Here is a 15267-nt window from a genome sequence, read left to right on the forward strand (position 1 = left end):
AGACGGTATCGATGCCGACTTCACCCACGCGTCCATGCCCCCTATGATAGCGGGGCTCCCTGTCCGGCACGAGGATCTCAGGATGAGAAAACAACTGATCGCATTGCTGTTGGCCTGCGCCTGCGCCAACGCCCAGCCCCCGGCGGGTGGCCCGCCTCCTGAAGCACTCCAGGCCTGCAGTGGACAACAACAAGGTACGCAGTGCGCGTTCCGCGCACCTCACGGCCAGGTTAACGGCAGCTGTCGCCCGGTGCGGCAGGGGCTTGTCTGTGTGCCTGAATTTGATGGCCCGACCAGTTTGCGCACAGCCCCGGCCTCAGCCTTGCCGGAGGGTCAGATGGGAGGCCGACCAAGCCCCGGTTTCAACAACGGGCAACCGGACATGGCGAGAGCAGGAGCCCCTCTGGGTGCCGATATACCGCCGACGCCCGACGGGGCGCTGAGCATCGTAAGCCGTATACCGGATACCAATCAGGGCGGCTGCTTCGACGATCAAGGCTTGATCCCCTGCCCCAAGCCCGGGCAGGCTTATTACGGTCAGGATGCTCAGTTTTCAGGTGCCTCGCCTGCTTACTCAGTGCGCGATGGCATCGTCACCGACCGCATCACCGAACTGATGTGGCAGCAGGCGCATAATGCAACCCGCCTGAGTTGGAACGAGGCCCGTCAGGCCTGCGCGCAACTGGAACTGGGCGGTTATGACGACTGGCGCCTGCCCTCGATCAAAGAGCTGTTTTCGATCGCCGACTTTCGCGGCTCGGTAGGCCGACGCCCCTACCTGGATGATCGCTTCGAGATTCACCAACCTGACGCCTCCATCCTGCGCAACGATCCCTACGCCAGCACTCATGCCACCGACATGATGGGCCAGACCTGGTCAGCAACCCTGTACACAGGGGATCACTGGGGACGCAAGGGGGTACAGGCCGCGTTTTTCATGAATTTCCTCGATGGCCATATCAAACAGGCCCCGATCGAAGGCGGCCGCACGGCGCTGTTCTATCGTTGCGTGCGCGGCAAGCCCTGGGGCGATAACGATTTCGTCGATAACGGCGATGCCACCGTGACCGATCGGGCCAGTGCGCTGACCTGGCAGCAGCGCGACGACGGTCAGACGCGCAACTGGAAGCAAGCACTCGCTTACTGTGAGGGTCTTGATTTGGGCGGCCACAACGACTGGCGCTTGCCCAATATCAAAGAGCTCCAAAGCATCGTTGATTACAGCCGTCACGATCCGGCCATCGATACGCGTCATTTGCAGATGCGCGATAAACGCGGCTGGTTCTGGTCCTCTACCACACACGGCGACAACATCCGGCAGGCCGACTATATCTGCTTTGGCCACTGCACATCCGTCGACGGGATCGACGTGCACGGTGCCGGCGCCCAGCGCAGCGACCCGAAAGACGCCAGTGTACGGCGGGGGGATTTTCAGGGCGGTCAGCGTGATGAAATCCGTATCGACAACTACGTGCGCTGCGTGCGCTGATCTCAGGCCGCCACCGGCTCGATGCGGTTGCGCCCGGATCGTTTGGCGATATAGAGCGCCTCATCAGCGGCACTGAGCATCTTCTCGATGCTGCCCAATGTCAGAGCGTCGTTCAAACCGATGCTCAGAGTGACATTCAGCTGCGGATGCACGCCGCTCCAGTCACTGTTTTCGATCTGCGTGCGCAGTAACTCGCAACGCTCGTACGCTTGCTGCAGCGAGGTTTGTGGAAACAGGATCACAAACTCCTCGCCACCATGCCGGGCAAGCACGTCACTCTTGCGGATATTGCTCCTGAGGATCCGGGCAACACCTTTGAGTACCTCATCACCCACGGCGTGGGAAAAGTTGTCGTTGATCTGCTTAAAGTGATCGAGATCCGCGATCATCACCGTCAGTGGCTGGTCGTAACGCACAGCCTGGTCGAACGCCAGAGCCGCCTGCTCGTTAAAATAGCGGCGGTTATGCAATTGGGTCAGCGGGTCACGGATGGCGGCCTCTCTCATCTCGGCGTGAGCCTTTGCCAGCTCACGACTCATGCGATTGAAGGCACCGGCCAACTCGCCGATTTCGTCCCGGCTGTGCACAGCCACCGCCTGCTCCAGCTCTCCGTCGGCGCGCATCGCATGCACCGCGCTCGTCAGCTCGTCTATCCGGCGGCAAAGACGCCGACTGAACAGCACCCCAAGCAGCAAAGCCATTAAGGCGGCACCGGCAAGGCCATAACTCAGAGCCCGCTCCATCGCCGCCAGATAGCTAAGGTCCTGCGGCGACAAGTTGGGATCGCCCAACGGCACAGCCAATAGCGCCACCTTGCCGTCAACTTCGATAGGGCGAGCACTGGCGAGCAAACGACCGGAAACCTGCTCGCCCCGGCGATAATCCTGCCCGGGCTTAACCACCCGACCGGCAGGATCGGTCAGCATGAACAGGAAGGGTGCGGTTCTGCGCTGGGCGCCCATACCGCTCGGCGCTCTATTGGCATCGATACCGGTATGATCGGGCAGGGGCATTCTCCGGTCCGCGGGCGGAAACGGAGGTTGTGGGCCTGAACCGAAGCCCGGGGATAGCATCGGGCGCGAGCGCTGCACAAACAGCGGGAATGGCTCGACCGACTCGCCCCTCGACCAGGACCCGTAACGGCTCAGATAGGCCTGTACATCGGTCTGAAAATTATCGAACGCCTGATCCTGAACCGACTGGCGGAAGTCGCGCATCAATAACCAGTAGGCGACTCCGCCTACTAGCGCCGAGGCGATCAGGCCAACCAGTAACATCGTCAGTGTCAGTTGGGTGCGCAACTTCATTTTTCAGCTCCCGATCGCTTCGCCTGTGGCTGTTTATACCACAGTCCGGCGGAGAATTTCCGGCCAGACAGCCTCAAGCTCAATGTCACCGCACTTAAGCATCACTTAAGTAATCGCTCCTAAAGTGGCCTCATCCAACATGTCAAAAAGGAGCTACACATGAACAAACTCATCGCTGCACTGCTGATCTCTACCGCCACCCTCTCCGCTGCCGCTCATGCGGAAGATGAGCTGTGCAATGTACCCAAAAGCGAATGGCAGACTCAGGATGCCTTGGAACAGGCGGTCAAGGAAAAGGGCTGGGAGGTCCGCAAGATCAAGGTGGATGAGGGCTGCTACGAGGTCTACGCGAAAGACGACAAGGGCGAGCGCGTTGAGGCCTACTTTAACCCGAAGTCCTTTGAAATTGTGAAGATGCAGGACTAAGGAGCAGCCGGATGCAGGTCACTGGAGTACCACCCAGCGTTAAAGTATGGGATCCGATTGTCCGTGTTTTTCACTGGTCACTGGTACTGAGTTTTGCAGTGGCCTGGATCAGCGCCGACGAATGGCAGGATCTTCACGAGGTCTGCGGCTACATCGTCGCATCGCTCATAACGATCAGAGTCATATGGGGGCTGATCGGCACGCGCTACGCCCGCTTCAACCATTTTGTCCGCCACCCCGGCAAGGTTATCGCCTATCTGCGGGATATCCGCCATGCCCGCGAAGCCCGCTATATCGGTCACAATCCGGCCGGAGGTATGATGGTGGTCGTCCTGCTGATCGGCTTGGCGGCCCTGACCTTCAGCGGCTGGCTCGGCACCACCGACCGTTTCTGGGGCGTGGATTGGGTCGGGGAGCTGCATGAGCTCATCGGCAACCTGATCCTGATGCTGGTGGGCCTGCACGTTGCAGGTGTTGTGCTGGCGAGCCTGCGTCACCGGGAAAGTCTGGTCAAGTCGATGCTGACCGGTCGCAAACGCAGCGCCATGCCTCAGGATATCGACTGAACCTGCAAACACCGCCCCGCCCGATACATCGGTGCGGGGCTGTTTTACACTGAAGGGACAAACAGCGTTTGGACCCTTGTTGTGAAGATAACCTTTCTAGGCACCTCCTCCGGCGCACCGACCCGCCACCGCAATGTCAGCGCCACAGCGGTTCAGCCCGAGCGCGGCAAACCCTGGGTACTGATCGACTGTGGCGAGGCAACCCAGCATCAACTGCTGCGCACACGGCTCTCACCACTGCAGCTGTCGGCCATTCTGATCACCCACGTTCACGGCGATCACTGTTATGGACTGCCGGGGCTGCTGGCCTCCTGCCAGCTCAACGGCCGCAAGGCACCCTTGACGCTGGTGGGGCCGCACGCTATCTGGCGCTACCTGCAAGCGGTCATCGAATGTACCGAGATGCGCATCGACTATCCGATCGAGTTCATCCCGGTTGACGGCACACTCGATCTTGAAGCCGCGGGGTTCAGAATACAGGCGTGTGCATTGAGCCACCGCACCGAGTGCTGGGCGTACAGACTTGAAGAGTGCGAGATTCCGTTACAGCTCGACGTGCAACGGCTCAAGGACGAAGGCGTGTCGCCCGGACCTGAGTATGCGCAGCTGCAGCAGGGCAGGGATCTTCAGCTGCCCGATGGCCGCTGGCTGCGCAGTGCCGATTACACCCGCCCCTCCAGAGCGCCCCGCGTGGCCGTGATCGCCGGTGACAACGACAGCCCCGAGCGCCTCACCGGACTGTGTGCCGATGCAGCCCTGCTGGTGCACGAGGCGACCTATACCGCCGATGTGCTTGAGCAGGTCGGGCCTGAGCCCCAGCACAGTTGCGCAGCGCAAGTGGCACGTTTCGCCGAATCCCGAGGTATTCCCAACCTGATTCTGACGCACTTCAGCCCCCGCTACCTGCGCAAGGCACGCCGTCGCGGCGACCGACAGATCAGCGAGATCAAAACCGAGGCTCGGACGCATTACAGCGGCCAGTTGCAGCTGGCCGAGGATTTCGCCTGCTGGCTGATCAGTCGCGACGGGCTTTTGCTGCCGCTGTAGTCGAGGGCCTCCACATCATGCGTAAGCAAAAATCCAAAAAGCCTCTGGTAGAGTACAAGTAGCTAACAGATACACGCCGGAGAGCAGAGCCCATGTCGAGCAGCCCGTCCCTGTTCCACTTTATTCACCGCCACCCCCGTCTGCTGGTCTTGACCGGCGCCGGTATCAGCACCGATTCGGGCATCCCCGATTACCGTGACCGTGACGGCCAGTGGAAGCGCAAGCAGCCGGTTCAACACGCTGACTTCATGCACAGCCATTCCACGCGCCAGCGGTACTGGGGACGCAGCCTGATCGGCTGGCCGGTGATGCAGAAAGCGCGTCCCAATCGGGCCCACGAAGCACTGGCATTGCTTGAGCAACGGGGTCACATCGAGCTGCTGGTGACCCAGAATGTCGATGGTCTGCATCAGCGCGCCGGTTCGCAGGCGGTGATCGACCTGCACGGACGTGCCGACGCCGTGATCTGCATGGGCTGTAACTACCAATGCAGCCGCGACGAGGTCCATGAACGCTCGGCCCGACTGAACCCTGACTTCAGCGGCTTTACTGCTGCCACGGCGCCCGACGGCGATGCCGATCTTGAGGTGGATTTCAGCGACTTCGAAGTACCGCACTGCCCGCACTGTGGCGGCATTCTCAAACCCGATGTGGTGTTCTTCGGCGACAACGTGCCCAAATCCCGTGTTCAGCACGCGCTCGATGCCCTGCAACGCGCCGATGCGCTGCTGGTGGTCGGCTCATCGTTGATGGTCTATTCGGGATTTCGCTTCTGTCGACGCGCTAAGGAGTGGGGGAAACCGATCGCCGCCCTGACGCTGGGCAAGACGCGGGCCGATGCACTGCTTGATCTGAAGCTCGATGCCCCTATTGGTCCGACACTGGAGCAACTGCTGGCAACATGGGTCAGCCCCGGGGGCCAGGCTCAGGTCAGCACGCCGGACGCCGGTGTAGTCAAATAGGCCAACGATGCCGCCAGCAGCAGCGCGCTTTCGCTCAACTCGATCAGCGCGCCGGCGGTGTCTCCGGTCACGCCCTGCAATCGGCGCAACATCAGGGCCCGGCCGGCCCAGTACAGAGACACCGGTAACAGCAACCACAGCGGACTGATCAGCAACAGCACCAGAGCGATCACGGCAACCAAGATCACGACGGCGGTTATCGACAACGCTTGGAGCATCTCGCTGGCAATACCGCCACGTCGTGCGTAGGGCGTCTGCACCAGTAGCATCAGTGCCGATGCCCGCGCCGCGACCGGCGCCATCACCAATGCTAACCAGCCCCCCTCCTGAGGCAGTACTGCCATCAGCAGGCTCCACTTCAGTAACAGCTGCAACAACAACGCGATCGTGCCACTGGCACCGATATGGGGGTCCTTCATGATTGCGAGCGTCCGCTCGCGATCACCGAGCCCGCCCATCCAGCCATCGGCGCTATCGGCCAGACCATCGAGATGAAGCCCGCCGGTTACACCACACCACAACAGCAGCAGCAGCGTCGCCTGCAACTCAAGCGGCAGGCCGGTGGTCAACCTCGCACCCAGGCACAAAAGCGCTCCGATCAAGCCGCCTACTGCCGGGTAGTAGAGCATCGCCAACGCCTGTGTGCGTCGATCCGGCGGTGCCGACAGCTGCACCGGTATCAGGGTCAGGAATTGCAGGGCACAGGCAAAGGCGTCCAGTTGTCGGCGCAGCTGAATCACTGATCGATATCCTCAAAGAGGTGCAACGAGCCATGTTTCGGCATGCACTCGAACAGCTGCTCGCGTGGCAGGCGCTCGATCAGACTGCGCATCACACAGATCACCCCGCCATGGCAGATCAACAATACCCGCCCTGTGTACATACGCTTGAGGTCATCTAGACAGGACTCAAGACGGGTAAAGAACGCCGGCATACTCTCGGCACCCGGCGGAGGGTAGCGCCAGGGGTCGCTCCAAAACCGTGACAGTGCCTGTGGATAACGCTCATAGAGCTCTTCGCCGGTCATGCCGTCCCACTCGCCGAAATCATATTCGGCGATGCGTGGCTCGATGCTCAGCCGATCGTCATCGGCCCACGCCCTGGCAAAGTCGAGACAGCGCGAACGGGGTGAGCTGATGATCGCATCGTATTGATCGGCAGAACGCTGACTCAAACCCTCGTGCATCTGCTGCCAGCCACGCTCGTTCAGCGGCGCATCGGTGCGCCCTAGATAACATCGGCCACGGATGGTTTCACCGTGACGCAGCAGCTCAAGCGTCAGACTCACAGACTGGCTCCCGATACAGCGGCTTCCTCGAACGTCGACATCTGGGCGTGCAGTGTGCAGGCCATGCGCAACAGCGGTATTGCCACCGCCGCGCCGCTGCCCTCGCCCAGGCGCATGCCCAGATCCAGTAACGGAAAGGAGGGGAGATGATCCAGCAGGCGTGCATAACCGGGTTCGGCAGAGCAGTGGGAAAAAAGCAGCCAATCGCCAAGCTGGGGCTGCAGACGGCAGCCAAGCAACGCCGCCACGGTGCAGATAAAACCATCGACCAACACGGGTACGCCCTGTTGAGCGCACTGCAGATACGCTCCGCACAGCGCCGCTATTTCAAACCCACCCAGACAACGCAACATCTCCAGCGGATCGACCGGTTGCGGTTTATGCAGCGCCAGCGCCCGCTCGATAACCGCCACCTTGCGTGCGATACCCGCGCCATCAATGCCGGTGCCGGGCCCGACCAAGTCAGTGACCGGCAGCCCCATAAGGGCCGCCGCCAGCGCGGTAGCCGGTGTGGTATTGCCGATCCCCATCTCGCCACCGATGAATATATCGATGACCGCTTCACGCGCCTGTGCCTGCTCAACCGCCAACCGGCCGACATTCATCGCCTGCACCAGTTGCGCCTGCGTCATCGCCGCCTCACGGGCCAGATTGCCGGTCTGCGGCGCGATCACCTGATCCTCGACGCCTGCAAGCGGCTCCAGCGCGGTCACCGTACCCAGGTTATACACCCGAAGATGCGCATCGAGCGCCTTGGCCGCCACACTGATCGCGGCCCCGCCGCGGGAGAAATTGACGATCATCTGCCCGGTAACCGCCTGCGGGTAGGCGGATACGCCTTCAGCCGCAACACCGTGATCAGCCGCAAAGACCGCGATCGATACCCGATCAGCGCCCGGGCATGCGCGCCCCTGCATCCCGGCCAGACGGACGGCCAGTCGCTCCAGATCACCCAGCGCCCCCTGCGGCTTGGTCAGCTGCATCTGCCGCGCCTGCGCCGCATTGCGGCTAATCTGATCCAGCGCCGCTACCGGCGCGTCCAGCCAGCTCAAGAATGCCGGATCGTAGCCTGCGTTATCGATCATACGCTGTCCCCTTTCACCACCAGCGGCAGACCCGCCACCATCAACACAACCTGATCGGCCTGCGCCGCGACCGCCTGATGCAGCCAGCCCGACTCATCAACAAAACGTCGACTCAACTCGCCCATAGGCACCACACCCATGCCGGTTTCGTTGGAGACCAGAATGATCTCCCCCTTTGCCACTTCAAGCGCCGATAACAGGGTCTCGCGATGCACCTGCATATCCCGATCGGCCAGCAGCAGATTGGTCACCCAGAGCGTCAGACAATCCACCAGCAGGCAGATACCTTCGCCCTGCCGACTACGGATCACTTCGGGGAGCGCCAACGGCTCCTCGACGGTTTGCCAGTTCGAAGGGCGGCGTGCGCGGTGCATCGCCAGACGCTCGCTCATTTCGCCATCCCGGGCTTCGGCGGTAGCAATATAGACCACCTCCCGACCGGATGCGGCCGCCAACTGCTCGGCGCGGCTGCTTTTGCCGGAGCGGGCGCCTCCGGTTATGAAACGGATCATCGCGAGCCCTCCTGATCCAGCGCCAGCAGCGATTTGACGGCCGCTATATCCAGATACTGCTCCAGTGTGTCTGCAACCCGATCGATGCCCGCCTCCCGCAGCGCCAGGTAGTCGATTCTCCGCGCACGGGCAAGACCTGCCCAGCGCAGAAAGGCTTCGCAGGCCTCCGGTTGCTCAAACAATCCATGCAGATAACAACCCGCGACGCGTTCATCGTCGGAGATCGCACCATCGGCCCCCTGGTCCAACACCAAAAGCGGTGCAGCTTCCGCGGCGACCTGAGTGACACCGCAATGGATCTCATACCCGCGCACCGGTTCATGATCGCCGTTGAGCATCAGGCGACCCCGGGTGTTGCGCAGGGTCTTGTCGGCCTTGAGTTCGGTCTGGACCGGCAAAAGCCCCAATCCCGCAGAGCAGCCGGCCGGGCCCTCGATACCCAGAGGGTCGTCGACCTGCTCGCCCAGCATCTGGTAGCCACCACAGATACCCAGCACGCGGCCACCGTAGCGCAGATGCCGCATCAGGTATGACGCCCAGCCCTGTTCGCGCAGCCAGGCAAGATCGCTGCGCACCGCCTTCGATCCGGGCAGAATGACCAGATCGGCGGGTGGCTTCTCCTGATCGGGCCCGACAAAGGTCAGCCGCACCTGCGGATGCAGGCGCAAGGGGTCAAAATCGGTATGGTTACTGATGTGGGGCAGAACCGGTACCAGGATGTTCAATGCATCATCGCTTTTCTCCAGCTCGCCAGCGGCGGTATCGATGGCGTCTTCCGCCTCGAGATGCAAACCATGCAGATACGGCAACACGCCCAGAACCGGCTTGCCCGTGCGCTGCTCGAGCCAGTCGATACCGGGCTGAAGCAGGCCGATATCGCCGCGAAAGCGGTTGATCACGAACCCCTTGATCCGCGCCTGCTCGGTGGGGCTTAACAACTCCAGAGTACCGACCAGGTGGGCAAACACGCCGCCCTTGTCGATGTCGGCAATCAGGATCACCGGACAATCGACCCGCTCGGCAAAGCCCATATTGGCGATATCACGGTCACGCAGATTGATCTCGGCGGGAGAACCGGCGCCCTCGACCACCACTGCGCGGTAGCGCTGTCGAAGGCGATCGTGAGATTCAGCCACGGCCTGCCAGGCAACCGCCTTATAGTCGTGATAGCGCCCGGCTTCCATGTTATCGACCGCGCGACCATGAATGATCACCTGAGCGCCGGTATCGGAGCAGGGTTTGAGCAATACCGGGTTCATGTCGATATGGGGCGACAGACCACAGGCCTGCGCCTGCACTGCCTGCGCCCGCCCGATCTCGCCGCCCTCGGCCGTCACCGCGCTGTTCAGCGCCATATTCTGGGGCTTGAACGGTGCCACCTCGACCCCCAGACGCTTGAGAACACGGCACAGCCCAGCCACCAGCGTACTCTTTCCGGCATCAGACGTGGTGCCCTGCACCATCAATGTACGACCGTAACCCGTACCACCTGTCACTCTTTGATCTCCTGTAAAACCCGCTCCAGCCAGCGCCACTGAGTCTCGACACCGGGCAAACCGAACCTGAGCCCAGAGGGCGTCTCGAACCGACGTACCAGCACAGCGCGCATCGCCAGCCGCTGTCCGAGGTATCGGGCCTCATCTGTCTCGACCCAGGCAAATAGCGCTGTACTGTGCACCGGGTCTGACAGATAGGTTTGTAACAGGCCTCTCAGGCGCGCCTGCTGGACGATCAAGCGTTCACGTGTGCGCTGCTGCCAGCGCGTATCCTGCAGCGCCTGAGCGGCCACCCAGCGCGACGGGTGGGCAATGCTCCAGGGGCCAATCACTTTTTCCAGAGCCTCACGCACGGCCTGCTCGGCAAACAGGAAACCGACCCGAAGCCCGGCCAGACCAAAAAACTTGCCCAGTGAGCGCAGTACAATCAGCCCCGGCGGCATCTCGCCCCTAAGCAGACTGAGTTCAGGCGTGGCATCGATGAACGCTTCATCGACCACCAACCAACCGCCCCGGCTTGCCAGCGCCTCCCGCCACTGCTCAAGTTGCAGCGGCGTAAAGCGACATGTGCTCGGGTTGCAGGGATTGATCACCACCAGTACATCAAGTTCCGGGAGATGCGCTTCAATCGCCTGTGCAGGCACCGATACGACCTGATGGCCGTTCACGCGCCAGTGGTAGTCGTGCTCGGCATACCCCGGCGCCAACACACCGACACGACTGCGGCCGGACAGCTCCCGCCTCAGGCGTGGCAGCAACTCAATGGCCTGCTGCGATCCGGCCAGCGCCAGCAGGTCAGAACTCCCGTAGTACTCGGCCGCCGCGCTCTCCAGCGCGTCATCGGCCTCCGGCAGACGGGCGAACACGCTCTGCGGGATTCGCGGCACCGGCCACCCCTGGGGATTGATACCGGTGGAGAGGTCCAGCCAGGACTCGACCGGTATTCCATAACGTTTTGCCGCAGCGTTCACACCGCCGCCGTGCACCGGAGGAGTCAGCTCTGCCACACCAGCCACCCTTGCCCGATCAGTTGCATCATCAGAATCACCGAGAGCCAAAGCATCACGCCACGCCCCACCAGAGCGATCGCCCGCTTGAGATCCAAGGCACAGGCCGCAGGCCCTTCGCCGAGCTGGGGTTTGTGCACCCAAATACCGCGATAGCAGGTGGGACCACCCAGCTGCACCGCCAGTGCACCGGCGCCACTGGCCATCACCGGGCCGCCATTGGGGCTGTCATGAGCACCTGCCTGAGTGCGCCAGCAATGAAAGGCAAGGCGGGCATTCCCGCACAGGGCATAACTGATCGCAGTCAGGCGCGCCGGAATCAGGCCCACCAGATCATCCAGCCGCGCCGCGGCCCAGCCAAAATGTAGAAAACGCTCGCTGCGATAGCCCCAGCTGGCGTCCAAAGTGTTGATCAGCCGAAACGCCAACGCCCCGGGCGCCCCGGCAATACAGAACCAGAACAGCGCACCGAACACCGCATCGCTGCCATTTTCCAATATAGACTCCACGGCGCTGCGCTCGATATCCAGCGTCGCCTCATCGCGACTGCAGATCCGTGCGGTCAGCGCTCTGGCCTTATCGCGATCACCCTGCTCGAGTGCGTTGAAAATCGGCAGCATGTGCGCGCGCAGACTGTTCAGCCCCAATGCAAACCAGAGCGTCAGTACCGACACCAGCAGCCCCACATAGGGCAACTGGACCAACCAGAGGCACAGCAGCACCGGCGGCAGCACTAGCATCAGTACGGCGAGCACACCCAACAGGCGACGCACGCCCCCATTACCGGTGTTGAAGCGGCGCTCGATCCACGCCGTACAGTGTCCGAAACCGACCAGTGGGTGCCAGCGCCTTGGCTCGCCCCACCAGAGGTCGAGCAACACCCCGCACAGCAGCAGTGCTGCCGTCATGGCAACACCTCCCCGGCAGGCCAGCGGTTCTCTGCCAGCATCACCGACAGGGGCGCTGCCTTGGTCCACCCCTCCTGCTCAAGCATCGGTTGATCGTAAAACCTATCCACAGGGCCGATACAGAGGATCGCCACGGCCCGGCTACCCGACGGCATGGCCAACAGATCCGCCAGCGCATCGGGATCGAACAGCGAGACCCAGCCGACCCCGACACCCTCGGCACGGGCGGCCAGCCAGAGGTTCTGAATCGCGCAGGCAACCGACGCCAGATCCATCTCCGGCAGCGTCCGGCGGCCGAAAATGTGACGCTCTCGCTGGTCCATCAGCGATACCACCAGCAGCTCGGCGCAGCGGTCGAGCCCCTCGACCTTGAGCCGCAGAAACTCGGCCTCCCGCTCCCCCAACGCCTTGGCGGTCGCCTGCCGCTCCTGATCAACCAGTGTGCGAATCTCGCCTCTCAGATCGCTATCGGTGATGCGGATAAAACGCCAAGGCTGCATCAGACCGACACTGGGCGCTTGATGGGCCGCCTGAAGCAGACGTTCCAGCACCCCGGCTTCTAGCGCTTCACCACTGAAATGACGCATATCACGGCGTTCGCGGATCGCGCGATACACCGCCTCGCGCTCAACTGCGCTGAACGCCTGACTCATGGCCGGAACAGGGCCGCAACGGCCACGGGGTTAGAGGGGAAGTACGCATGTATGTACGACGCGCTCAAGCGACCTAGACGGTAGACCGCCTCCGCCGCCTTGCGCCCGTTGGGGCATTCGCCCACCGTTATCGGCTCAAGCTCGGTCTCCAGACTGGAGTGGTGGAAGGTATGCCCACGCAGCTCTGCGTGATCTTCCTCCATCGGCAACTGCACACGTTGCAGTCCCAGGGCGGTAAAACGCGCATGCATTTTCGCCTGTGCGGGCAACAGTCCGCAGAGTTCGACCCGATCACCCGAAAGCGTCGTCAGCGATTCGCACAGCCATAGCATGCCGCCACACTCGGCGAGTATCGGCTTGCCCTGACGATGATGCGCCGCAATCTGTTCGATCAAAGGCCAATTGGCTCCGAGCTCGGTCAGGTACAGCTCCGGATAACCGCCGGGCAGATACAGGCTGTCCACCTCCGGCAGATCAGCATCAGTCAGCGGGGAGAAAAAGATCAGCTCGGCCCCCAGCTCACGCAGGGTGTCGAGGTTCGCCGGATAGATAAAACTGAATGCTGCATCCCGTGCCACCCCGATCCGAACGCCCTCCAACAGCGGCCGAGTCGGGGTTTCTGTCTGTGCCTGAAACAGCACCGGCGGCGGTAGCTCGGATCCGGCCGTCTCGGCGATGGCGTCGGCCGCGGCATCAAGCCGTCGATCCAGATCCTCGATCTCGCTGCCCTGCACCAGCCCGAGATGGCGACTGGGCAGTTCGAAAGCCTGATCGCGGGTCAGGGCGCCATACCAGCGCAGCGACTCCGGCAGCGCCTCCTCCAGCATACGTGCATGGCCAAGGCTTCCCACCCGGTTGGCCAGCACACCGCCGAACGCGAGCGTCTGGCGATAGCTGGCCAGACCATGGGCCAGTGCCGAGAAGGTTTGCGCCATGCCACCTGCGTCGATAACGGCCAACACCGGAATTCCGAACAGCTCGGCCAGATCGGCACTGCTCGGCGCCCCGTCATACAAGCCCATCACGCCCTCGATCAGGATCAGGTCGGCCTCACCGGCGGCGTCCCAGAGCAGACGTTTACAGTGCTCGGCCCCCCCCATGAACAGATCCAGCTGGTAGACCTCGGAGCCACAGGCGCGGGCGAGTATCATCGGATCGAGAAAGTCAGGCCCTGTCTTGAACACCCGTACCCGTCTCCCCTGACGTGTGTGAAGACGCGCCAGCGCTGCCGTCACCGTGGTTTTGCCCTGACCGGACGCCGGCGCCGAGATCAGCAGCGCCGGGCAGTTGCGCGAAGAGATCACAGACTCGGCACTCACAGCTCCACCCCCTTCTGGGCCCGGACACCGGCCTTGAACGCATGCTTGACCACCTGCATCTCGGTTACCGTATCGGCAATCTCGATCAGTGCAGCCGGTGCACCGCGACCGGTGACCACCGCATGCTGCATGGCCGGACGCTGCTGGAGCGCTTCGAGCACCTCCTCAAGCGCGATGTAACCGTACTTGAGGGCGATGTTCAGCTCATCCAGCACCACCAGCGACACCCGCTCGTCGCGAAGCAGTGCACGGGCCTGCGCCCAGGCTGCCTGCGCCGCCTGAACATCACGCTCGCGATCCTGGGTTTCCCAGGTAAACCCCTCGCCCATGACGTGGTAGCTCACCTCGGGAAAGCGACGGAAGAACGCCTCCTCGCCGGTGCTGTAACTGCCCTTGATAAACTGCACGACACCCACCTGCATGCCATGCCCGAGCGCACGGGCCAGCATGCCGAAGGCTGAGCTGCTTTTACCCTTGCCGTTGCCCGTCAATACCAGCAACACGCCACGATCAACATCCGCGCGGGCTATCGCCTGATCGACGACAGCCTTCTTGCGCTGCATCCGCTCCCGGTGACGCAGCTCCCGGCTGCTCTCGTCATTCATGCCTGAACAGCCTGACGCGGACGAGCGCTCAGGATCATCAGCTGGATCAGGCCACCCACTGCACCGACATAGCCGAACAGGGTCAGCAGACGGGGCGGCAGGTAGAGCTCGATACGCCCCCAGAGGCCCGACAGGGTCGGATCGGTGTAAACACCGGAGAAGTAGTAGTAGCCACCGCTGGAGAACAGGTTGGAGACAAATGCGCTGACCAGCAGGATGCCGACCAGCGGCGCAAGCGTCATCCAGCTGTCACGATGGATGCGTGAGTAAAGGCGACCGCCAAACCAGAGTGTCGCGTATGCCGGCAACAGCATTGCGTAGGCCGGAGAGACGCAGTGGTGCTTGGCCGCTTCCGTAAAGCCACCGAGAGAGATAACGTCCAGTGCAACCGCCTGCAGGAACAGCAGTGGGAACATCCAGCGCGGGCGCAGGAAAACCCCGGCCAGGAAGAACACCGCCCAGGACGCGCTGGGCAGCGCGTCGATCGTTGCGGCATGTTGGCCGCGGGTAACCGCCATCAGCAGTATCAAACCGATACCGATAGCGATCTGCGGATTTTTGTTCAGGTTGAGCATGAACGTCTCCTTTCAGTTTATC

17 protein-coding genes are annotated in these 15267 nt (G+C 62.3%); 5 read left to right on the plus strand and 12 right to left on the minus strand.

Annotated elements, in window-relative coordinates; genetic code table 11:
- Positions 1–82 precede the first annotated feature (82 nt).
- Complete coding sequence (locus ADIMK_RS04085; protein WP_036183904.1) at positions 83–1489, plus strand: Lcl C-terminal domain-containing protein; 1407 nt, start codon at positions 83–85, stop codon at positions 1487–1489.
- A gap of 2 nt (positions 1490–1491) precedes the next feature.
- Here the strand turns inward: ADIMK_RS04085 and ADIMK_RS04090 are convergent, their stop codons facing one another.
- On the minus strand, positions 1492–2796 hold the full coding sequence (locus ADIMK_RS04090; RefSeq protein WP_036183906.1) for a GGDEF domain-containing protein: 1305 nt from the start codon (positions 2794–2796) through the stop codon (positions 1492–1494).
- Between the two features lie 159 nt (positions 2797–2955).
- Here ADIMK_RS04090 and ADIMK_RS04095 point away from each other — a divergent pair, with 159 nt between their 5' ends.
- The 4 genes from ADIMK_RS04095 (at position 2956) to ADIMK_RS04110 (ending at position 5797) form a co-directional block, all read left to right on the plus strand.
- A complete protein-coding gene (locus ADIMK_RS04095; RefSeq protein ID WP_036183909.1) occupies positions 2956–3222 on the plus strand; it encodes a PepSY domain-containing protein in 267 nt (88 codons plus the stop codon).
- Between the two features lie 11 nt (positions 3223–3233).
- Complete coding sequence (locus ADIMK_RS04100; RefSeq protein ID WP_036183912.1) at positions 3234–3788, plus strand: cytochrome b/b6 domain-containing protein; 555 nt, start codon at positions 3234–3236, stop codon at positions 3786–3788.
- Positions 3789–3869: 81 nt separating this feature from the next.
- Positions 3870–4835: a ribonuclease Z gene (locus ADIMK_RS04105; RefSeq protein ID WP_036183914.1), complete on the plus strand. Its 966-nt coding sequence runs from the start codon at positions 3870–3872 to the stop codon at positions 4833–4835.
- Between the two features lie 92 nt (positions 4836–4927).
- Complete coding sequence (locus tag ADIMK_RS04110; RefSeq protein ID WP_081849650.1) at positions 4928–5797, plus strand: NAD-dependent protein deacetylase; 870 nt, start codon at positions 4928–4930, stop codon at positions 5795–5797.
- On the opposite strand, the gene cobS is transcribed toward ADIMK_RS04110, so the two are convergent.
- From cobS to ADIMK_RS04165, 11 genes are read right to left on the minus strand one after another with little or no spacing between them, the layout of a single operon-like run.
- Positions 5761–6537 (minus strand): adenosylcobinamide-GDP ribazoletransferase, encoded by a 777-nt coding sequence (cobS, locus tag ADIMK_RS04115; protein ID WP_197027467.1) that lies wholly within the window; start codon positions 6535–6537, stop codon positions 5761–5763. The genes ADIMK_RS04110 and cobS overlap by 37 nt on opposite strands.
- Entirely contained in the window at positions 6534–7085 is a 552-nt protein-coding gene (locus ADIMK_RS04120; protein ID WP_051692442.1) for a histidine phosphatase family protein, read from the minus strand. The genes cobS and ADIMK_RS04120 overlap by 4 nt, the downstream gene beginning before the upstream one ends.
- A complete protein-coding gene (gene cobT, locus ADIMK_RS04125) occupies positions 7082–8170 on the minus strand; it encodes a nicotinate-nucleotide--dimethylbenzimidazole phosphoribosyltransferase (protein WP_081849652.1) in 1089 nt (362 codons plus the stop codon). Before cobT ends, ADIMK_RS04120 begins: the two co-directional genes overlap by 4 nt.
- Positions 8167–8682 carry a bifunctional adenosylcobinamide kinase/adenosylcobinamide-phosphate guanylyltransferase gene (gene cobU / locus ADIMK_RS04130; protein ID WP_036183917.1) on the minus strand — a complete coding sequence of 172 codons (516 nt, stop codon included), beginning with the start codon at positions 8680–8682 and terminating at the stop codon, positions 8167–8169. Before cobU ends, cobT begins: the two co-directional genes overlap by 4 nt.
- The gene (locus ADIMK_RS04135; RefSeq protein ID WP_036184243.1) at positions 8679–10145 is read right to left on the minus strand and encodes a cobyric acid synthase; all 1467 of its coding nucleotides are present in this window, start codon (positions 10143–10145) and stop codon (positions 8679–8681) included. Before ADIMK_RS04135 ends, cobU begins: the two co-directional genes overlap by 4 nt.
- A gap of 29 nt (positions 10146–10174) precedes the next feature.
- Positions 10175–11185 carry a threonine-phosphate decarboxylase CobD gene (cobD, locus tag ADIMK_RS04140; RefSeq protein ID WP_231516997.1) on the minus strand — a complete coding sequence of 337 codons (1011 nt, stop codon included), beginning with the start codon at positions 11183–11185 and terminating at the stop codon, positions 10175–10177.
- Positions 11173–12093 (minus strand): adenosylcobinamide-phosphate synthase CbiB, encoded by a 921-nt coding sequence (gene cbiB, locus ADIMK_RS04145; RefSeq protein ID WP_036183920.1) that lies wholly within the window; start codon positions 12091–12093, stop codon positions 11173–11175. Before cbiB ends, cobD begins: the two co-directional genes overlap by 13 nt.
- Positions 12090–12746 (minus strand): 5,6-dimethylbenzimidazole synthase, encoded by a 657-nt coding sequence (gene bluB / locus ADIMK_RS04150; RefSeq protein WP_036183923.1) that lies wholly within the window; start codon positions 12744–12746, stop codon positions 12090–12092. Before bluB ends, cbiB begins: the two co-directional genes overlap by 4 nt.
- Positions 12743–14065, minus strand: a complete 1323-nt coding sequence (locus ADIMK_RS04155) for a cobyrinic acid a,c-diamide synthase CobB (protein ID WP_231516998.1) — start codon at positions 14063–14065, stop codon at positions 12743–12745. Before ADIMK_RS04155 ends, bluB begins: the two co-directional genes overlap by 4 nt.
- Positions 14062–14670 (minus strand): cob(I)yrinic acid a,c-diamide adenosyltransferase, encoded by a 609-nt coding sequence (cobO, locus tag ADIMK_RS04160; RefSeq protein ID WP_036183926.1) that lies wholly within the window; start codon positions 14668–14670, stop codon positions 14062–14064. The genes ADIMK_RS04155 and cobO overlap by 4 nt, the downstream gene beginning before the upstream one ends.
- Positions 14667–15245 (minus strand): hypothetical protein, encoded by a 579-nt coding sequence (locus tag ADIMK_RS04165; protein WP_036183929.1) that lies wholly within the window; start codon positions 15243–15245, stop codon positions 14667–14669. Before ADIMK_RS04165 ends, cobO begins: the two co-directional genes overlap by 4 nt.
- Positions 15246–15267 lie beyond the last annotated feature (22 nt).

This window comes from Marinobacterium lacunae, from assembly GCF_000705555.1.
GTDB classification, from domain to species: Bacteria; Pseudomonadota; Gammaproteobacteria; order Pseudomonadales; family Balneatricaceae; genus Marinobacterium_D; species Marinobacterium_D lacunae.